Here is a 19,030-nt window from a genome sequence, read left to right as displayed (position 1 = left end):
ACCACATGGGGCGGCTGTCTGTATAGCGGCAAAAGCGTCAAATCTGCTTCTTTATGGTCGGTCAAATCGCCGTTTTTTGTGTAGCAGCTTCCGCTTCCAGCACTTTCATCATCTTGTCGGCTGCGGTGTCGGTTGCGCCCTGCTTGAAGAAGCCGGAAACGGTAAGGACGGAGTTGCCCATGCGGATTTCCGTTACACAGTCCGGGCGGCGGTCTGTTTTGGTGGTGCTTGTCTGTTTGGTTTCTGTCATAGGCTCTCCTTTCGCTGCTTCATCAGTTGCTTTAAGCGTTCCAGCTTTTCCTGTGCGGTTTCCTTTCGGAAGTTGCTGCCCGTGAAGCGGACGGGGGCGCACATGGAAGTCAGCCTGTCATAGATACGGGCGTGGGGCGTGTCCTGCGGGTGCTGCAATTCCTCCAGCGTGAGGTTGGTCGTGGCGATCAGCGGCTTGCCGCTTCGGTAACGGCTGTCAATCACGCTGTAAACCTGTTCCAGCCCGTATTCTGTCCCTCGCTCCATACCGAAATCATCAAGTATCAGCAGAGGGTAGCTGCAAAGGCGGGAAATATATTCGTTCCTGCCCTCAAAGCTGGCGGAAAGGTCATTGAGTATCGTTGCAAAGTTTGTCATGCGAACGGCAACCTCTTTTTCCATAAGGGCGTTGGCGATACAGGCGGCAAGGTAGCTTTTTCCTGTCCCCACACCGCCCCAAAACAGGTAGCCGATATTTTCAGCCTGCATGGTTTCCCAGCTCTCCACATAAAAGCGGGCGGTTTCGGTCTGTGGGTTTCTGCCATTGTCATGCTCAAATGTCCAGTTCCGCATAGCGGGGTCGGTAAAGCCCCGGCGTTTCAAGTCCTCCACTTCTTCAAGGTGCTTCTGTCGGCTTTCAGCGGCTTGCTGCTTTTCACGGGCTGCCCGCTGGCAGTCGCAGTCTGTTGGGTGGCGGTCACGCCCGAAACAAGTCTTTCCCTCTGCAAAGTAGGCTTCTTTGGGCGTATGGCACTTTCCGCAGTATAAAAGCCCGTCCTCGCCTGTGTAGTCCTCCGCTTCGGCGGTAGTGGTTGTAATATCCATAATCATAGCTTCAATCTCGTTTTTCATAAGCTCTCGCCCTCCTTGCATGAATAATCGGGTATGCCCTGTTTCGGGGCAGCCTTGCCTTTGGCAGCGTCCTCCTGCGCCCACTTGTAAATGGTGGCTGCATGGCTATGGTACTGCTTCCCGGTGGAAGCGATATGGCAGGAAAGCCGGTCAATATAATACTCCCACTTGTCGGGCAGCTCTGTTTTCAGCCCAGAAAGCTCTGTATCGGTCAGTATCACATTGTTGTATCTGCCATAAGCGGCGGGGGCGGGGTGTCCCGTTTCTCCCTCTCTCTCTTTTTCTAACTCTATCTCTTTCTCTAACTCTATCTCTATCTCTGGTGGACGAATGTCGGACAAATGTCCGCCTTTTGTCCGGGACGGTAAAAGTGCCTTGTTTTCCAGCCTTGCAGCCCGTTTTCTCTCGGCTTCGGTAGAGGACTGTCCTATCATCAGCTCAATGTCGGTCATATAGAAAGCCCCGCTGTCAAGCTGCTCCACAAGCCCCAACTGCCGGAAAATCTCTAAAGCCCTTTCAACCGTCCCTATCTGGTGGCGGGTCAGTGTCGCTATCATCTGCGCTGTGTAGGGGATATGCTCGTCAAGCTGCAATTTCCCGCCGTTTTTCAGCGATTTTAAGTACAGCTTCAAGAGGATATTGGAGTATAAAATCCCGTCTTTCATATCTTCCAGCAGCACAATGGAGTCGCTGTCAAAAAAGTTCTCTTTCAGCTTGAGGTAGTAATATTTGCGGTTATCTGCCATTGTCCCTGTCCTCCTTTTTCCGGCGTTTGGAGTAGTAGCGGGGGCAGAGTATGATAACCGCCCGGAAGCTCTGCTTGCAGCTATGGGTACAGCCCCGGCAGAGGTCGTTGTATGTGATACGGTCGCAGGTGGTATTCCCGACTTTTACTTGCCGCAGGAAAAAAGACCATTCCAGCCGCCGTTTCTTGCTCATTCTTGGCATGGGTGCGCTCCTTTCTGCCGTTTCCGCTGGTGTGGCGGTATCGGCGGTAATTCTGTATCATCTCGGTATCATTTTCGGGGTTTTTCTGCCCTGTAAGCCCGTTAAAAAATCCTTTGGTATTGCGGGTAGGGTACGGGGCAGCCTCCTTGTTCTGTATGGGTTCGGGTACATTTTGGGGTGGTTTTTATCGTTCCTGTTCCTGCCTTTTCACAGGCTTGCGTTCCCGGCGTAAAATCTGGTCGATATTGCCCTTGACAGTCTGTAAGCGGCGGTATTCCTCCCGTTTTGCCCGGTAATCGTTGTAGCCGCTGTTTTTCTCTTTGATAAGGCTTTCAATCTCTGCTTGCAGGGCTTTATAGCTCGGCAGCTTGGAAATGCCGTTCTCCCTGAAATAACGGACGGCTGCGTCTGCTATGATAAAGTCGCTTTCGTGCTTCTGACGGTAGGCTGCTTTTGCTTTGGCGTTTTTCTGCTGTTTCAGCCCGTCCCGGACAGGGCGGGTCTTGGAATAGGCAAGCACCTGCCGTTGCAGCTCCTTTTTCCCGTTCAGCGTCTTTTCCACCTGCTTCAACTCTGTAAGGCTTTCCTGCATGGCGGCATAAGCGGCAGAACAGGCTTCGTCCAGTTCCTCCGGGGAAGAAAAGCCATACTGCTGATAGGCGGTAACGGTAGCCGCCATCTGCTTTAGGTTGTGCTTTGCCGCCCAGCGGTCATAGCCCACGCCCTTGCCCTCGGCTCGCTTGGCTTCCCGGTCAACCATGCGCTGCAAGGTGTTGTCTGCCGGGGTGGTTTTTGCGGCTTTTTCCTCCCGCAAGCGTTCCTTTTGGGTGTAGGGGTATTCGGGTATGGCTGTGGTCTGTTCGGCGGCTCTGCGGGCGTTCTGCGTGAGCAGGGTAAGGACAGCAGCCTTGTCAAAATCGTCCCCCAGCTTCCGGGCTGTGATAGGCTTCGTCCTGTCCGGCGTGAGGTAGGAAAGTCGCCCCCGGCTCTCCTTGACGGTCACGCCCTCCCGCAGCAAAAGGGAAGAAAACTCGTCAAAGCTGCCAGCTTGGGAAAGTGCCTGCCGTATCGTCCGGCGCAGCTTCGCCTTGTCCGTTTCAAACTTGGTGGGCTTGGTCGGCTGTCCTGCGGCTTCTCTGACAGCGTTCTCTTTATCAAGGGCAAGCTGCCCTTTCTTTGCCGCCCAGTATTCCCGTTCCGTTATCCGTTCCTTGCTGCCGTTCAAGAGGTCGATTTGGTAAAGCCCCTCCCGGTGGCACATTTCCATGACTTCACTCTTGAAATATTCCATAGCGGCGTTGGTGCAGCGGTGCTTGCAGCCCTCCCTTGTGTCGGCTGGTCTGTCCATGTAGGGCAGAAGCGGGACTTCGTAAATCCGCAGGGAGTTGATGACGATATGCACATGGATATTGCCGCTGTGGTTATGCCCGTCCGGGTGGGTGCATACAAGGGCTTGGTGTCCGGGGAAATGCTCTTTACAGAACTGCTCGCCCAGCTCCTGCGCCCGGTCTACGGTCAAACCGTTGTCTGTCTCGTCCCGTGGGTCAAAGCTGATGATATAATGGTGGCTTTTCACATCTTCCCGTTTTTGGTTTTTCTCATAGCGGAGATTGGCTCGCATACAGGCAACGGCGAAATCCTCGCCCCCGCAGTTGAGGGAAGAAATGCGGTAATCCTCCCTCGGTATCAGCCGCCCGTTTTCATCAAGGGTGGGCTTCATGGTAAACTCGTCATGCTCAAATGTGAGGTAGGCTTCCGCTGCGCCATAGTCCGCATTTTTAGAGCTGATATGTTTGAATGTTGCCAACAGCGTCACCCACTTTCTGCAAGACTTCAAACTTTAGGGCAGCAAGGTCGGAAACCGCCGCCCGTACCTCCCCGGCAAGTTGCGGGTAGGGGCTGTGCCACTCGTTCAGTGTCCGGGCTATCTGGTTTAAGTTGCCGCCGATCCTGCCGTATTCGGCGGTCAGCTTCCCGACAGCGGCAAGCAGCTCGTCGTTGACGGGGGAAACGGTTATGATGGGGCGTATGGCTGCCCCGGTTATGGCTTGCCGGATAAACTCGGCTTGGCTCATGTTGTAAGCAGAAAGCCGCTGGGCAAACTCGGCGTATTCTTCCTCGGTCATGCGTGTCTTGACTACCCGGCTGCGGTGCGGTGTGTTGTATCGTTTTCGCATGGTAAAAACCTCCTTTCGGCTGCCGCATGGCTGCGGCGGGATAAGCGGCGTAAGCCGCATAAGCAGGGTTTGGGGAAGGCACTCCCCAACAAGATTCCCGCAGGGGCAAAATGAGCGAAAAGCGAATTTTGGTACTGCGGTAGAATCTTGCTCTCCGTAACTGCAAACCCCGGCGCATATGGGGGCTTCTCATTTTCCGCTAATATAACGCTCGAAAAGGGCTTTGCTGCCCGCTGTAGGCGGTCTTTTTTCCTTTCCGCTAAAGATACATTTCAAAGACCGTCATCTACCCGCTGGACGGGGATTTTCTCAAATTTCCTTTTGCTCCTGTAATCCGGGCAACAGCTTTTTGGCAACTGGCGGGGTAGAGAATTTTTCTTTTCACTCACTACTGCAACCGGCAAGGGGCAAAATGGCCGGAAATAGAATAGAAAAAAGCAGTAAATCTTTTTCAAGACTTACTGCTTTCGATGGCCGCCGGTGGGCGGCAAGTATTCAGTTTTTATGGCTCGTCCGGCGGGTAGTCAAATTGGAATTTGAGCAGACAGGCAATCAACCGTTCTTTCACATAGTCCTCAACTTCGGCATTGACTTGCCCGTTCATTTTGGAAAAGTATCGGATATATCCGGCATAGTGGGAAAGAACTGCGTCCACGGCTTCCGGGTCGCCTTCATGGGCTTTGACAATGGTTTCATAGGGAAGTAGCCTACTCATGGCGGCTCACCTCCATTTCCTCCCGTAACCGCTGCAAGGCAAGTTGGATATGCCGCCCCGCTGTGCTGCGTGTTTGACCAAAGTACGCACCGATCACGCGCTGCGGCTGGTGCAGGAAATAGTAGCGGAAGATTTCTTCCTGCGCTTGTTCCGGCAAAGTCGAGAGTGCAGCGGCAAGGGTGACGTTGCAGAGCAGGACGGTCTGGCCGCAGACGATAAAGGGGTGTTCTTCGTCCGGCTCCGGCTCGGCAAACTGGACAAACTTCTCATTTGTCAGATAGTCAAGGGAAATTTCCCGTTCCCATTTCTGCCGCAGCCGTATGATTTTCCCGATGGCGGCATACCGAATAACGGCTTTACAAAAGGCGTTGTGCTTGCACCGGATATACTCTTGATAGGCTTCAATCTCGGTCATGGAAATTCCCCCTCTCTGAATAATAGTACGGGGCGGGCAGCACTCCTTGCTGTCCACCCCTTGATTGCCTGCCAGCAAAGGCGGGCGGGGCTGTCAACGGCGGCGCGTATGCGCCGTTCATCTTAACCGTTGACTGGCTCGACTGGCTTTGCTATTTCGTTATGTTCATTCAGTTGTTGACAAAAGAAATGTAGATACCGAAACTGTCTGGAACATAGCTGATGCTTATCCACTTTTCTTCATTTGACAAAAGTGTTCCGATAGAAACATAGTTTTCTCCCTCGATTTCCTCTGACACATTTTCAATTACGGAAAAGCCTTCTTGGTTCAAAATCTCCATGTACTCGTTATAGTCGTTTTCGCTAACGCCGGTAAGGTTGATACTGCAATTCCCATGTTCTGTATCAAGTGTAGCCCATGCAACCGTACCAGGCGGAACAGGAAGCCCCTCCGTGTACTCATTCGCAGGCCAAACGCCCTCTTCCAATTTTGTAACACTGTTAGATTGTGTATTGCTCTCATTGCTGGTTGGTGCAGATGAGATATTTTGATTAGAACACGCAGCCAAAAAAATCATAAGCATGATTGCGAATACAGAAATATACTTCTTCATTGGTTACCTCCTGTTTTTGTGTATGGTTCTAATAATTAACAAAACAGCAATAGCCGTTGCTACAAACCCAATAGTCAAAAGGATTTGTGAAACATCAAAGGCAAATGCGCCCTCAATCTGTATATTTGTTGTCGCGTCTGCCTGTCCGATTGCTCCTTCTGGTACTTTTCCTGATTGTGCAACAGCATATACCGAAAAGGCAGCAACCGCGATAACAAGCGCAACAAGAGTAGAAATGATACCGTTCCTTTTTTTCAATGTGGTGTTATCAATGCCAAACTGTTCTGCGGTGCTGTCTGCAAATTCTTTTGGTGTGCCCAAACGTTGGATAACCTGTTGCTCTGTTTCTCCATGCTCCATAGCAGACGCAAAAACTTCATTCAAGTCACGCACAACCTCTTTTTTCATTTTGCGTGGTAAAGATAGTTCCTTTTCAACCTGTTTGATATATTGTTCTTTCATTTGGACACCCTCGCTTGTTGATAACTTTCTATAAAGCCGTTTACGCAGTTTTCATAGCTTGACCAAAATAAGATTAGTTCATCAAGTACATTCCTGCCTTTATCAGTTAAAGAATAATACTTTTTTGAGCCGCCATTTGCCGCAGCCGGAGCCAATCGGCATTTGATTAGTTCTGCTTCCTGTAAACGATACAGAATAGGGTAAATGGTTCCCTCTTTCGCATATCCCAAAACAGACGCACTATTGTTCAATTCGGTTATAATTTCATATCCATAAGTTTCCTTGCGTCCGATTAGGCATAAGAGTATCATTTCCAGAGAGCCTTTTTTGAATTGCTGGACATATTTGTTATTCATATCGTCGCCTCTCTTTAGTTTCGCTACTTAGGCTTGCTAAGTAGCAACTATATTATATCTCTTTCGAGGTATCAGAGTCAATAGTCTTAACGAAAAAGTTACAAGATGCGTGCGTAAGGCAATATCGGAATAATGGGCTGCTGTCTATCAAATTCTTGTGTGTTACTTTATGGCACATGAGCATTTATTGACTTCATCAAACATTTCATCGCTTACTATTCTTGGTATTGCACCTTCTACAACAGACCAGTCCTCTTTATTTCGTTTGCGAACCTTCTTATTATCTCCAAAACCAACAGTTTCACATTTATTCTGGATCATTATTCCTTTGTACTGCTCATTCTGGACAATCGCTATAACTTCTGAATTATCCCACATATAATCCCCTTTATTATGAACCGGAACATAATTGATTCCATTCTTCCACTGGTTTTGAACTCTTGTCGGGATTTTTCTCTCATTTAATATGCGGGCAACCTCACTTGCATTATATCCTGCAATGATCAGTGAAAATATCTCCACAACAACCTTTGCAGCTTCTTCATCTATTATCAGCTTATGCTTATCGTCTGGATCTTTCTTGTATCCATAGCAGACAAATGATGCCGTGTATTCGCCGCTCAGATTTCTTGTCCTTCTGGCACTCTTTACCTTTCTTGATAAATCCATACTGTAAAGCTGGTAAATCAGATTCTTATAAGCTACATCCATTCCTCCGGTAACACCAAAGATTCTGTCACTGTCATAATTATCGTTGACAGAAATAAACCTCATTCCCATTGCAGGGAATACAAACTCCAGATAGTTGCCTACTTCAAGGTAATCCCTTCCAAATCGTGAAAAGTCTTTTACTATGATACATTCAAATCTTCCAAGCTCTGCGTCCTGTATGAGCCTTTGGAATTCTGCCCTGTTATTGAACATTGTTCCCGAATATCCGTCATCAAAGTATTCCAGTACCTCAAAACCTGCAAATTCCTCTGTTTTCTTGATATACGCATACAAGAGTTTTCTCTGTCCTGTAATACTGTTACTTTCGTCTTTTGTTCCTTCTTTTACCTCCTCATCCGCATCCGAGAGACGGATATAAAAGGCTAATTTTCTTTTCTCAGCCATTATCCTGCCTCTCTTTCCATATTCAGTTCTGCGAATTTTTTCAGTTCATCTTCATAGTTCAAAACGATCTCAAGATTCTTGTTTTCGTATATGCGTACCTGTGCAACAAACAAATCGACCATTTCCTGCGTCAACTTGCGTTTTCCTTTAAAACGGAGCATTTCAGCTTTTAACTGGGCAACGGTCTTTTCAGCACTTTCATACTGACTTGCCGCCTGCCTGTATTCATCAGCCTGTATCTTCAATTTCTCAATACGCTGTGAATACTCCCTGTTCAGTTGCAGATATTCCTTTTCATCAAGCAAATCTTCCGTGTAATCAGCATACAGACCGCTCTTTAATTCCATAAGTCTGTCCATTTCCTTGACACACTTATTCACAGCTTCCGTATATACCTGTTCCTGTCTGATTACACTGCTGTCATTGTGATGTTCCTTTAATATTTTTTCCCTGTCAATAAAGACCTGTATCTGCTCCTTTATAACAGCAAGCACCGCTGCATATATATCGTCTACCTTTACAGGCAGGCAGTTGCAACTGTCCTTTCCATATCTTTTTCTATGCGTACACATATAAACCTTTCCATATTTCTCAGGGTGGATATGGATACTGCTTCCACAACAGCCGCAGGTGATTTTGCCTTTCAGCATATTCACGGTCTGCTTTTTTGCTGGCTTTATTACCTTTCTTTTGTTCTTCTGCACCGCATAGAACTGTTCCTTTGTGATAAGTGCAATATGATGATTTTCAAAAACATACCACTCATCTTTATTGGTAGTATGCCTCTTTTCGTGTCTGTACAAGCATACCCTGTCTTTACCTGTCACATATCTTCCAATATAGACTTCATTCTTTAAAATCTGTGACAATGTATCAACAGTCCACTTAACTCCACGCAGCTTTTCAAGTTTCTCTATATTATGCCTTACTTTGTACTGGGCAGGTGTAAGGATATGCTTCGCATTCAGTTCTGCCGCTATCACAGAATGCAGTGTACCTTTTTCTGCCTCATTAAAAATCCACCTTACAACATCTGCGGCTTCCTTATCCTCAACCATTACCCTGACTTTGTTTTCATCAAGAACCACCTTATACCCATAAGTCACTCTGCCAACTGGAATACCTTTTTCCATCGCTTCCTGCTTACTGGAAGATATTTTCTTTGAAATATCCTTAGCATACAGATCATTGGCTATATTCGTGACCGCAACCATAAGGTCTGCGTCTTTCTTTGAGGAATCATAATTATCCGTAATCGCTACAAAGCGGATATTCATCATCGGGAATACACGCTCTACCAGATTGCCCGTTTCAATGTAATCTCTACCCAAGCGGGACAAATCCTTTACGACAATGCAGTTGATCCTTCCTGCCCTCATATCTGACATCATACGCTCAAATTCCGGTCTGTCGAATGTTGTACCGGAAATTTCATCATCCATATAGATGTCATGGATTTCCATATCCATCTGCTGATCCACAAAGTTCTTAATGAGATTTCTCTGATTGATCAGGGTTTTTCTGTCTCTCGTTTCATCTTTTTCCGCAGACAATCTCACATATATGGCAGTTTTATACACTTTGGATAATACATTCAGTGTATCCGGTGATTGTTTCGGCTGTGTTCTTGACTTCCTTGCCATTTAGACCACCAGCCTTTCCGTATCCTGCTGTTTTTCCAGCTCCCCGGCTCTTGCAACGATTTTCCTGTATTCATCGTCACAATCCAGTACGATTTCTATATCACCGCCCTCATATACCTTTACGGACTGTATAAGGCTCACTACCACATTACGGGTAAGAGAAGGCATTGTTTTCCATTTCCTGTGTTCTTCCAGCCACTCGGTATCTCTTTCAATTCCGGCAGCAATGTTTTCTGCTTCTTTCTGTAACCTGTCGATTGCCTTTTCCGCTTCAGACCTTTTTACTTCAAAGCTCTCCTTGATAATCGCAAAGTCTGATTTATCAACGATTCCATCTTTGTAGTCCTCATAAAGTGAAACAAGCATCTGATTATATTTGGTTATCTCTTTCTCTTTTGCACTGATCCTCTCTTTTGTCTTTTTCTGGTCTATTCTGAAATTGGCATTGTTGCCAGCTTCCTTTATCACTTCATCAGCGTCCAGAAGTGTTGCTGTCATTTCCCTCAAGGTATCAAATACACGGCTTTCCAAGTCTGCCTCTTTTATCCTGTGGGAGCTGCACTTCTTATTCTTCTTGTTATTGGAACACATATAGTAAACATACTTTTTCCCATTTACCGTAGACACCTTTCGTGTCATAAGTGCTCCACAATCGGCACATACTGCTATTCCGGATAAAAGATAGATAGAGTCTTTCCCCGGTGCCATTCTCATATCCACTGACAACAGACGCTGTACAATCTGGAATGTTCTTAAAGATACCAGTGCCTCGTGATTGTTGTGGCATACTGCCCATTTCTCCTGTGGCTTTAATATCCTTGTTTTAACCTTATGGTTAGGTGTTGTGATTTTGCCCTGTACAAGCGTTCCTGTATAAATAATATTCGTTGCAATACGCCTTACAGCAACAGGAGTCCACAACAGCTCGTCTTTCTTCTGAAATGCTGTCTTATAATTCTCTCCCTTGCTGAGCTTATATGCCATAGGTGAGAGAATACCAAGAGCATTCAGCTTGTCACTTATGGCATCAAGGCTCATTCCGTTCTTTATCCAGTGGAAAATATCCTGAACCACCGGACCAGCATATTCGTCAGGAACAATCACATTATGGTCAATCTCAGATTTCTTGTAGCCATAGACACAGTAATTTCCTACAAATTCTCCGTTCTGTCTCTTTGTTTCAAGGTGGCTTCGGATTTTTATGGAAATATCCCTGCAATAAGCGTCATTGATAAGATTCTTAAACGGAATGATTATCTCGTTTCCCTGTGCCTGTGTATCTGCACTGTCATAGGCATCATTGATCGCTATAAATCGTATCCCCATTGCAGGAAACATCCGCTCAATGTATCTCCCTGCGTCGATATACTCTCTTGCAAACCTCGAAAGATCTTTTACAACGATACAGTCTATAATACCGTCTTTCACATCCTGCATCATAAGTTTAAATGCCGGACGGTCAAAAGTTGCCCCTGAATAGCCGTCATCCTCACGGATTGATACTATTTCAATATCTTCTTTGTCTTTTAAATAATTAAGTATCAGGGATTTCTGATTTGAGATACTGTTACTTTCAGCTTTTCTCACATCATCAAGATCGCCATCTTCCTTAGATAATCTAACATAGATGGCTGCTCTGTAAATTCTTTTAGAATTGTTCATGTCCACCACTCCTTCGATTTTCTAAGTTAGAAGTCCCAAATCAAGAGGAATGGAAACATAAATATGAAATTGATACCCTTTCGGGTTAGATGTCCTTATTTGTCTGTAATGATATCACAAATCCATCTGAATTTCCACCCCTAATTTTGGCTGACTGCTCTATACATTGGCAAGCATAGCAATATAATTGTCTTTCAGGCTTTCCCCGTTATCAGAAAATGAAATCTTAATTTTGCTCTTTCCTGATCTGCGGAAATACGGATTACCTGTCTTTGCAATCATTCCCGCAACCTTCTTTTCCACAGGCATTCCGTCAGCGTACTTTATGCTGTTTACTTCCACCAATGTATCAATATCCACATCTTCTAATCTCTGTGCCGATATTTTGTCCAACTGTTCAACTGTCATCCTATCCCTCCAATCAAATTAAGCCACCAGATATGCTGACGGCTATGTAACACCGGAGCTTTCGCCCCGGCTGGAATTTATGCGATTGGATTATTATGTTTTGTACTCATACCCAACTGGATCTGCATACCTTTTGTTATCTGTCTTAACTGGTTTTTGCTTACTTTCCCGATTTTTTCTATCAGGTCCGTATCTTTCACATCACATAACTGCTCACACTGAGCGATACTGTTCGTTCTTAATCCAACAGCCTTAAACGAACTGATAAAAATATGTGTTGGCAGATATGTCTTTTTATGAATCTTACTTGTAAGCGGTACTGCATGGAATACCGTGCTATGTCTGTTTGCACTGTCATTGCTCACAATCACTACTGGTCTGATACCGTGCAGCTTGTGGTCATTCTCATCTTCCGGTACTCCAAAATCAACCATCCAGATATCGCCCCGTCTTATTTCACTCATAATATTCACTTCCTTGTCTGTCAACTGGTATTTCCTGCCCACGGATATATTCGACAGCTTCCTGTTCCGTAGGGCAGGCAACAACTCTGTCTCCTTTCCCATCAAACACCACGGTTTCTGATGAAAATGTCACTATGCTTAATTCCTTTTTATCCGGCATTATCCTCCTCAAACGAGATGAGAGCAGGTTCATAGCCCCTGCTCTCGTCATTAATACTGATACCGTGCTCCGCTGCAAGCTCCATAATACCCTTTACCACATCTTTGTCCGATGAAATATCATAGATACTGCTTACCAGAATACTGATAATGGAATCTCTTTCGATATAAAATTTAAGTCTTTCCACAGACTTCGTATCTTTAAAGATTGTTTCTACAATCTCAAAATCCGCTTTCTTCGCATATGCTTCTATCCTGTCTGCGGCTCTGTCGGCATTCCTGCCTACACAGATAACACAACACTTACTCATAAAACCTCCTATCTGTCGGCTCTGAGACGTCTGAAAAATACTGCCATAAAATCAGCAAGTGAAACAATACCGTTATCTTCCTTTTTCCCTGCCTGCTCCATCTTCTGATAATATCCAGCCATATCATCGTTTGCTGTCTCAACCGTAATGCCGTGCTCTCCGAGCATAATGATGTTATCCATAATTGTTTCTTCACAATCACCGACCATATCACTCATAAGAGTAACAACCACATCAACATCTTCCACCTCTGCCATACCGACAAAGGCAAACTTCATAGGAAATGTCATTCCCTCCGGTCTTGCGTTCTCTGAAATGACTGCAACCACCTCATATCCATTCACAGTGCAATACTCCTCAAGAACCTGCATTACCATCTGATCCGCTGCCTCATTTCCTGTTGCTCCAAAATATATAACTGCTTTATTCATTTTAAAATCTCCATTCCTGTTTTTATTTTGATTTGATATCCTGTGCACACTTTATCTCCTCACATAAACTGACCTGCCAATGCTCTCTGCACTTATAAGCCCCGTTGTTGTCTGCTGGTTACTGCAAATCAGTTTGTGTGGGAAGATAAAATACTATCTTCCCGGTTTCTTAACCATCCCCGTATCGGGTAACATATCCTTTGCCAGCCACAAACACTTCGTAGTTTCCTGCCCATCTGGACTTACGAAAGTAGCCACTCTCTGAAAATGCGTTTTGCTGAAATTCAGGTGCACTTATTATCTCATTACCTCCGGCTGCTAACCCGGTAGGCACAACCCTCTGCTCTTATCCTTAAAGGCTCCTGCTGTTACGTTTCTCATAATCGGCTACAGCTCTGAGGATAGTCATCGCACGAAATGGGATTCTGCCACCCTGTCATAGACAAGGCGATATAAGCTCGTGGGATATGCGTGTCCTATTCTGTTTTCAATATTCAACGGTTCTTTTCTCAGAACCTGAACAAAGTATAACTGACACCACGCATCTTCTACAGTAACCGACACTCTTTTGAACTAAGAGTAACACTCCCACCTGTTCCAAATCCTTATAAAAAAAGCCGGACTGCATTATCAAAAATGCAATCCGACTTTTTTATTCTGTCAGAAGTTTCATATTGTCAACGGCATTTAATACCATATTCCGGATAAACTGTACTTCCTTCTCCTTCAGACCAACCAGCAGATCATCGACTTCTGCCTTTCTTTCACACCCACACACAAGATAATCCAACGTTATATGAAACAATTCAGCAATACTAATCAGCGTATCTATTTTTGCTCCATTTACACCAGCTTCAATTTTCCGCAGAGCATCCACTGACAATCCAATCTGCTCGGCAAGCTGCTGTCTTGTCATTCTTCTTGCCGCACGCAACTCTTTTATTCTTTCTCCACTATTAACAATATCGTAGTACACCTTCCACTCTTTTCCGGCACCTTATATATTTGCTTAAGCTGTATTCATTGTACCGTAAGCGAATCTTTTGTAAGAGTGACTAAACCAGCTATTTCAGGTGGAATATTGTACACCTTAATACCAAGAATATAAATATTTGCGGATTAAAAAAGAGATATTTCCAAACTCTCATTACATTTTGGAAATATCTCTTTACTTAATATCCTCATCCGGCACAAACTCCATGATGTCCTCTATCTTACAATCAAGTATGGAACATAATCTGTTAAGGATTACCGTTTTTACGACCATATTCTTTCGCAATCGCTGTAACTGTGCTTTATCTATTCCATAATCTTTAATTAGTGCATACTGGCTAATATTTTTCTTCTTGAGTGTGATCCATAACCTGTCATATACTATCATTACAAAGACCTCCTCCTTGTATTCTACGCAAGAGTGTCCTATAATGATATGGTGCGTGTATGCACCATACTGTATGTATATGATAGAATAGAAAATAGCCATAATCTGCATAGAAAACAGCTCTCAAGGTTATTATGTAATATAGAACGGATTATCTGTTTTACTTTTATGGTATTCAACCGGGACAATTCAAGCACCTGACAATTTGACCGCAAATACCCTTCTCAGAAAGGATTCACAACAACACTATGAATGATAAAAACACATACTCTGTTGATAAATATTTGGAAATCATTGCCGAAAAAGAAGGAATCACAAAAGAAGAAGTCCAACAGGAAATTGGGCGGGCAGTTTCCATTGCTTTAAAAAGCCCTGATCCAAAAATGCAACGCTTCTGGACAGACTTTCCATGTGAAAATGATACTCCCACCATTGAAGAAATCATATACCATCTCGCTGAAAAATTTGCAAAAGAGTCATAGACAAAGGACAGGATAACTACCCGTCTATTCACTCAGATAATCTTCCTGTCCTCTTAATATTTGTTCAATCATATGTAATGCAAATTCTATTTCTCTTTCGTCACATCGATTCATCATAAATGCAAAACGCTCAATGTGTTTTTCTGGGTGCTGCTGGCTCATCAAAACCATAGGCGATGACTCCAATGCATGAACAATATTCAAATATGTATCAAGACTCATTGCCCTTCTGCCATTTTCAACACTTTTGATAGTATCCAATGATACATCTGCCCGTTCTGCAAGCTCTGCCTGTGTAATTCCAAGCCTTCTGCGTTCTTTTCTGATATTCTCTGCAATAATTTCGTATATGTGCTCTCTTTTCCCCATAGCCCCATCATCCTTTCTGACTTATCGCATTATATCAGAAATTATTATGGGTTTTAGGAAACTGTAATCCTTTGACATTTTCGTGTAATACTTTGCATATTCCTTCTAAACACCAATCTACTTTTACACTGAAATTTAAAATTTCAGCAAAATGTATATAACAACATGAGAAAAGCCCGTGGCAGATCCACGAGCTTTATCTCCAGTTTGAAGCATGGATATAGATAGTTCCCTGCTTTTATTTAGTGTAACATACACCTTTACTTAGCTACATGTGTAAAATCCCAGTGCGAAAATACGTCTACATAGCAGGTTTTTGTTTCAACCACATATCTCTCCATGCCGCCTAATGCTTCATTATATCTTTCTTTATATTTTGTCTCAACGACCTTATATGTATAATACATAGGACGATATTTGATTAAATAATGAGATCCTTTTGGAACAGTTACGGAGTATCCGCTACCTAAAGAATATGATTTTGATGCACCTAGTGTAACACCCAACTCACTTCCTATAGTTCCACCATTTGTATATCCACCGGAAACTGAAGCTTTAAAGGAAATATTATAAGAAGTATCTTGAGTGTAATTCAATGATAATTTTGCGCTAGATGTAGAACTACCACCACTCGTGCCATTTCTCCATGCACCACTTTTTAAACTACCTTTGGTATATTGATAACCATATACGGTAACAAAATCAGAAATGCGTTCTTCATTTTCCTCATCAGCTTTAATTTCCGTTTCAAAATAATCAGCTCCATCATGAGGCAAATTTTCAGTGTCATAGTTATGAGTCTCCGCAGCAAACGCTGTTGTCGAGCACCCCAAAATCAATATAAAACTTAAAACCATACTAATTATTTTTTTCATTAGAAGTCACCCCCGCTTTGCTTTAAAAAAACTATAAACCAGATAAATAATTGCCAAAATGATACTAAAAACAAAAAAGCCACCAATATAAATAAGAGGACTTTTAAAAAGATAATCCATGTTATTGGTAAGATATCCATTTCCTGAACTAAATCCAGTTATTGAGTCAATATATTGGACAATAATGGAAAGAAACGGAAGCGTACTTAAACCAAATATGCCAAAAATTATCATTATTATAGCTAAAATCTTCAAATGAAAATCTTTCATCAAAATCACCCCCTATTTTAATATCATTTTGTCGTTATATGCAGATCATTCTATAAGCATATTCATAATTATATTTACTTCTCCTTTCCTCAGTATTCAATGTGCCATATAGAGCAATCTGTTGTATATTCTAAGAATAGCAGGAATCAAAGCAAAAGAAAATATCCTATGCAGAAAGTGACCTGTTTTTGCAGAAAATGACCAACAGAACAAAAATTACTCAGAAATCAAGTAAAAAACACAGCATTGATACTATTTCAAAGCTACAGTTCTGCTCTAAAGAATATATTGAGAGTACGCTTTCAACAATATTTCCTAGTCTAAAAACGGTATTAGAAGAATTTTGGTAAAAATTTAGCAGGCAATAATTTGAATATTATTGCCTGCCAAATTAATGATGAAATCATATGATTCTTCTGTCAATCAGAACCAATCTGCTTTCTCCTATCGGAGTCCAAGCATACACACTCTTGCAATATAACGTATCATCAGCTCCGAGCCTGTGCTTTCTGTATATTGTCTGACCAATACTTATTGCTGAAAAAATTCCCATTTCTAGGCAAATTTCTGAACATATCCATAACAATATCATATGATAAGCCTGATGTGTCCACAAACATCTCTTTCCCATCTTTAGATTTAACTGCAATTCCGTTATCACCCACATACGCTACTGTATTGTCATCTAATTTCTGTATTAATCCCGTCATTTCCGCAAATTTCTTTAGCGCAAACTCCCCGGATTCTTCACAAAGTTTTCGGAACTTTTCTGCATCCTCACCTACCATATACGGATATTTTCCATCTCTAATATACCATGAAATTCCCGTTTCTGAATCCGTGTATTTAGGATCAGTTAATGCCCACTCTTCCAAAGGAACACCCTGATACCATACTGTCATTTTTTCACTGGAATCATTGCTTATTTCTGGTTCATCATTTTGAATTTCTTTCTCAGCAATTTCATCCTGCCCCTGTTCATATCCTCTACATGACACGTTACACTTTAGTGCCTCATAAATTTCTTGAACATTTGCATATTTGTTAACTGCTGCAACATCCGGTGTCTCTAACACTTCCTTTTGTTGAAAAGCCTTTGATTGGTTATATTTTGAACCTGATTTTCTTCCTGCGTAAATATTGTTATTTACAGCGGTATTTACCATATTTACCATATTTATAATCCCTCCAGCAGCAATATAATCTAATTTTCTTATTATAGTATGTTGCACTTTATGCCAGATTGCTATAAAATGCAACATACAATGAAAATATTCTGTTGCGCTTGCTTAATATCCCATATTCAAGCAGCTATTATTGTGCATAAGCAGCAGAAGCAATATAGCCTACCTGCGAAGACCCAACAGAATACAACTCATAATGGAAATGGTATCTAACGCCTACCTTAACACCTGTAAATGTCAGTGTCCATGAATCTCCTGAATAGTTAGCAATTTGTACCGGTGCACTTGTTCCGTCATTTCCTACAAGAGTAATTGTTCCCTGAAGATAATCTGTTCCACTTTCATTAGGCATATAAACATTTAAGCACAACTTTGTAACGCTTGAGTTATTAATGGTGTAATAATAATTTCCGTTGAATACACCGCTTCTGGAATTGCTTCTTGTAATGGTTCTATTTGCATCATACTGAATCGTATCTGCAAGAGCAACGGCGTCATCATAAGCAGGTACTACGTCCAAATCGCCACAATCGCTTACTTCTACTGCCTTATTTGCATTAGGGGCAGCCTGTCCCTGAGTGGATACTTCACTTGCAAACGCAGTTGTTCCCATTGCCAAACATAACATCAAACTCAACACCAACGCCTTTAAACTTTTTACTTTCTTCATCTCCTTTCAAATTAACATCGTATAAATTTTCATTCCAACAGGAATCTATAAACAACTTTATGCTTTTTTCTGTCTTTCCAGATTTAGATAAGTATTCATATTTCGCATATAAAACATCTGCAAATCATACTTTCCTAATTTGTTCATATCCTGAATAACCTTTTCAAAGCTGGATATAAGGTCACATCTTTCATTTAATCCCATGTGACCAGTTTCTTGTGGAAAAGAGCTGAGACTATTACCCCTATCAACATCATAATATGCCTCCAAAGCACTCATTTCGACATAAGAAGCATTTCTCAAATCAATATCGTTAATATTAATCTTTTCTTCAAATTCTTTTCCATTTTCATCAATCCCTTTGGCTATCACTACAGGATTATCATCTGTTGACTCTTCTGCATACTTAATATAAAACGAAAGACCGGTTCCATTTCCGCCTGAAAACAACATATCATCCGTCTTTAAATACACTTTCATTGATGTCTGAGGAAATGCCTCATTTCCGTTAACAGATGTTTTGCTATTGTTTTGTCGCTTTCCAAATAATTCAGATACACTCTGCACTCCCGAACCAATACGCATTTAACCACCTCCATTCGCATTATAATATGTTATTTTGATATTGTCAATATTGGTTGACACATTTATCTCAAAGATATCATTTCCTATGCAGCCAGGCCCAGAGATTGGTAGTATCTCTGACGCTTAATCATAGGAGGAAGCCCACCGTTGGCAGAGCAGATCCTCCTGTTGTTCCAGTAACTGATGAAATATCTCCAAATAAGAACTCTCAGCTCATCCGTGGTCAGGCTTTC

At 43.0% G+C, this 19,030-nt stretch carries 28 protein-coding genes; 1 reads left to right on the top strand and 27 read right to left on the bottom strand.

Features of this window, described 5'->3' with window-relative positions:
- Nucleotides 1–61 precede the first annotated feature (61 nt).
- The 21 genes from DWZ61_RS00890 to DWZ61_RS00790 all read right to left on the bottom strand — a co-directional run bounded on the left by DWZ61_RS00890 (nt 62) and on the right by DWZ61_RS00790 (nt 14,362).
- Nucleotides 62–250 (bottom strand): transposon-encoded TnpW family protein, encoded by a 189-nt coding sequence (locus DWZ61_RS00890; RefSeq protein ID WP_002569233.1) that lies wholly within the window; start codon nt 248–250, stop codon nt 62–64.
- Nucleotides 247–1,101, bottom strand: coding sequence for an ATP-binding protein (locus tag DWZ61_RS00885; protein ID WP_117946829.1), 855 nt, complete (start codon nt 1,099–1,101; stop codon nt 247–249). The genes DWZ61_RS00890 and DWZ61_RS00885 overlap by 4 nt, the downstream gene beginning before the upstream one ends.
- Nucleotides 1,098–1,847 (bottom strand): phage replisome organizer N-terminal domain-containing protein, encoded by a 750-nt coding sequence (locus tag DWZ61_RS00880; protein WP_117946830.1) that lies wholly within the window; start codon nt 1,845–1,847, stop codon nt 1,098–1,100. Before DWZ61_RS00880 ends, DWZ61_RS00885 begins: the two co-directional genes overlap by 4 nt.
- Nucleotides 1,837–2,049, bottom strand: a complete 213-nt coding sequence (locus DWZ61_RS00875) for a hypothetical protein (protein ID WP_005927784.1) — start codon at nt 2,047–2,049, stop codon at nt 1,837–1,839. Before DWZ61_RS00875 ends, DWZ61_RS00880 begins: the two co-directional genes overlap by 11 nt.
- A gap of 184 nt (nt 2,050–2,233) precedes the next feature.
- Complete coding sequence (locus DWZ61_RS00865; protein WP_117946831.1) at nt 2,234–3,856, bottom strand: relaxase/mobilization nuclease domain-containing protein; 1,623 nt, start codon at nt 3,854–3,856, stop codon at nt 2,234–2,236.
- Nucleotides 3,828–4,226, bottom strand: coding sequence for a plasmid mobilization relaxosome protein MobC (locus DWZ61_RS00860; protein WP_025486349.1), 399 nt, complete (start codon nt 4,224–4,226; stop codon nt 3,828–3,830). The genes DWZ61_RS00865 and DWZ61_RS00860 overlap by 29 nt, the downstream gene beginning before the upstream one ends.
- A gap of 502 nt (nt 4,227–4,728) precedes the next feature.
- A complete protein-coding gene (locus DWZ61_RS00855) occupies nt 4,729–4,941 on the bottom strand; it encodes a helix-turn-helix domain-containing protein (RefSeq protein WP_117946832.1) in 213 nt (70 codons plus the stop codon).
- The gene (locus DWZ61_RS00850; RefSeq protein ID WP_117946833.1) at nt 4,934–5,356 is read right to left on the bottom strand and encodes a sigma-70 family RNA polymerase sigma factor; all 423 of its coding nucleotides are present in this window, start codon (nt 5,354–5,356) and stop codon (nt 4,934–4,936) included. The genes DWZ61_RS00855 and DWZ61_RS00850 overlap by 8 nt, the downstream gene beginning before the upstream one ends.
- A gap of 169 nt (nt 5,357–5,525) precedes the next feature.
- Nucleotides 5,526–5,969, bottom strand: a complete 444-nt coding sequence (locus tag DWZ61_RS00845; RefSeq protein ID WP_117946834.1) for a DUF6591 domain-containing protein — start codon at nt 5,967–5,969, stop codon at nt 5,526–5,528.
- Nucleotides 5,970–5,972: 3 nt separating this feature from the next.
- Complete coding sequence (locus DWZ61_RS00840) at nt 5,973–6,431, bottom strand: DUF1700 domain-containing protein (RefSeq protein WP_117946835.1); 459 nt, start codon at nt 6,429–6,431, stop codon at nt 5,973–5,975.
- Complete coding sequence (locus tag DWZ61_RS00835; RefSeq protein ID WP_015534245.1) at nt 6,428–6,787, bottom strand: PadR family transcriptional regulator; 360 nt, start codon at nt 6,785–6,787, stop codon at nt 6,428–6,430. The genes DWZ61_RS00840 and DWZ61_RS00835 overlap by 4 nt, the downstream gene beginning before the upstream one ends.
- 162 nt (nt 6,788–6,949) lie before the next feature.
- Entirely contained in the window at nt 6,950–7,903 is a 954-nt protein-coding gene (locus tag DWZ61_RS00830; RefSeq protein WP_243026325.1) for a recombinase family protein, read from the bottom strand.
- Nucleotides 7,903–9,546, bottom strand: a complete 1,644-nt coding sequence (locus DWZ61_RS00825) for a recombinase family protein (protein WP_007889530.1) — start codon at nt 9,544–9,546, stop codon at nt 7,903–7,905. The genes DWZ61_RS00830 and DWZ61_RS00825 overlap by 1 nt, the downstream gene beginning before the upstream one ends.
- On the bottom strand, nt 9,547–11,208 hold the full coding sequence (locus tag DWZ61_RS00820; protein WP_007889527.1) for a recombinase family protein: 1,662 nt from the start codon (nt 11,206–11,208) through the stop codon (nt 9,547–9,549).
- Nucleotides 11,209–11,367: 159 nt separating this feature from the next.
- Nucleotides 11,368–11,616 carry a DUF6870 family protein gene (locus DWZ61_RS00815; protein WP_005602804.1) on the bottom strand — a complete coding sequence of 83 codons (249 nt, stop codon included), beginning with the start codon at nt 11,614–11,616 and terminating at the stop codon, nt 11,368–11,370.
- A gap of 77 nt (nt 11,617–11,693) precedes the next feature.
- On the bottom strand, nt 11,694–12,080 hold the full coding sequence (locus tag DWZ61_RS00810) for a type II toxin-antitoxin system PemK/MazF family toxin (RefSeq protein ID WP_005602806.1): 387 nt from the start codon (nt 12,078–12,080) through the stop codon (nt 11,694–11,696).
- Nucleotides 12,073–12,240, bottom strand: coding sequence for a hypothetical protein (locus DWZ61_RS19550; RefSeq protein ID WP_005602807.1), 168 nt, complete (start codon nt 12,238–12,240; stop codon nt 12,073–12,075). Before DWZ61_RS19550 ends, DWZ61_RS00810 begins: the two co-directional genes overlap by 8 nt.
- Nucleotides 12,230–12,550 carry a hypothetical protein gene (locus tag DWZ61_RS00805; protein WP_007889524.1) on the bottom strand — a complete coding sequence of 107 codons (321 nt, stop codon included), beginning with the start codon at nt 12,548–12,550 and terminating at the stop codon, nt 12,230–12,232. Before DWZ61_RS00805 ends, DWZ61_RS19550 begins: the two co-directional genes overlap by 11 nt.
- Before the next feature lie 8 nt (nt 12,551–12,558).
- Nucleotides 12,559–12,981, bottom strand: a complete 423-nt coding sequence (locus DWZ61_RS00800) for a hypothetical protein (protein ID WP_015561015.1) — start codon at nt 12,979–12,981, stop codon at nt 12,559–12,561.
- 652 nt (nt 12,982–13,633) lie between these two features.
- Nucleotides 13,634–13,957, bottom strand: coding sequence for a helix-turn-helix transcriptional regulator (locus DWZ61_RS00795; protein WP_005602820.1), 324 nt, complete (start codon nt 13,955–13,957; stop codon nt 13,634–13,636).
- A gap of 192 nt (nt 13,958–14,149) precedes the next feature.
- Nucleotides 14,150–14,362 carry a helix-turn-helix transcriptional regulator gene (locus tag DWZ61_RS00790; protein ID WP_014081251.1) on the bottom strand — a complete coding sequence of 71 codons (213 nt, stop codon included), beginning with the start codon at nt 14,360–14,362 and terminating at the stop codon, nt 14,150–14,152.
- A gap of 248 nt (nt 14,363–14,610) precedes the next feature.
- On the opposite strand from DWZ61_RS00790, the gene DWZ61_RS00785 reads away from it, so the two are divergent.
- The gene (locus tag DWZ61_RS00785) at nt 14,611–14,844 is read left to right on the top strand and encodes a hypothetical protein (protein WP_005602824.1); all 234 of its coding nucleotides are present in this window, start codon (nt 14,611–14,613) and stop codon (nt 14,842–14,844) included.
- A gap of 24 nt (nt 14,845–14,868) precedes the next feature.
- Here the strand turns inward: DWZ61_RS00785 and DWZ61_RS00780 are convergent, their stop codons facing one another.
- The 6 genes from DWZ61_RS00780 to DWZ61_RS00755 form a co-directional block, all read right to left on the bottom strand.
- Nucleotides 14,869–15,213 carry a helix-turn-helix transcriptional regulator gene (locus tag DWZ61_RS00780; protein ID WP_005602826.1) on the bottom strand — a complete coding sequence of 115 codons (345 nt, stop codon included), beginning with the start codon at nt 15,211–15,213 and terminating at the stop codon, nt 14,869–14,871.
- A gap of 260 nt (nt 15,214–15,473) precedes the next feature.
- A complete protein-coding gene (locus tag DWZ61_RS00775) occupies nt 15,474–16,088 on the bottom strand; it encodes a hypothetical protein (RefSeq protein ID WP_005602828.1) in 615 nt (204 codons plus the stop codon).
- A 6-nt stretch (nt 16,089–16,094) separates the two neighbouring features.
- A complete protein-coding gene (locus DWZ61_RS00770; RefSeq protein ID WP_005602830.1) occupies nt 16,095–16,358 on the bottom strand; it encodes a hypothetical protein in 264 nt (87 codons plus the stop codon).
- A gap of 488 nt (nt 16,359–16,846) precedes the next feature.
- Nucleotides 16,847–17,533: a hypothetical protein gene (locus DWZ61_RS00765; protein WP_015561013.1), complete on the bottom strand. Its 687-nt coding sequence runs from the start codon at nt 17,531–17,533 to the stop codon at nt 16,847–16,849.
- Between the two features lie 139 nt (nt 17,534–17,672).
- Entirely contained in the window at nt 17,673–18,212 is a 540-nt protein-coding gene (locus DWZ61_RS00760; RefSeq protein ID WP_015521442.1) for a hypothetical protein, read from the bottom strand.
- Between the two features lie 57 nt (nt 18,213–18,269).
- Nucleotides 18,270–18,797, bottom strand: coding sequence for a hypothetical protein (locus tag DWZ61_RS00755; protein WP_005602838.1), 528 nt, complete (start codon nt 18,795–18,797; stop codon nt 18,270–18,272).
- Nucleotides 18,798–19,030 lie beyond the last annotated feature (233 nt).

This window comes from Clostridium sp. AF34-10BH, assembly GCF_003478095.1.
GTDB lineage: Bacteria > Bacillota > Clostridia > Lachnospirales > Lachnospiraceae > Acetatifactor > Acetatifactor acetigignens.
This window is presented reverse-complemented; position numbering and strand designations above follow the sequence as displayed.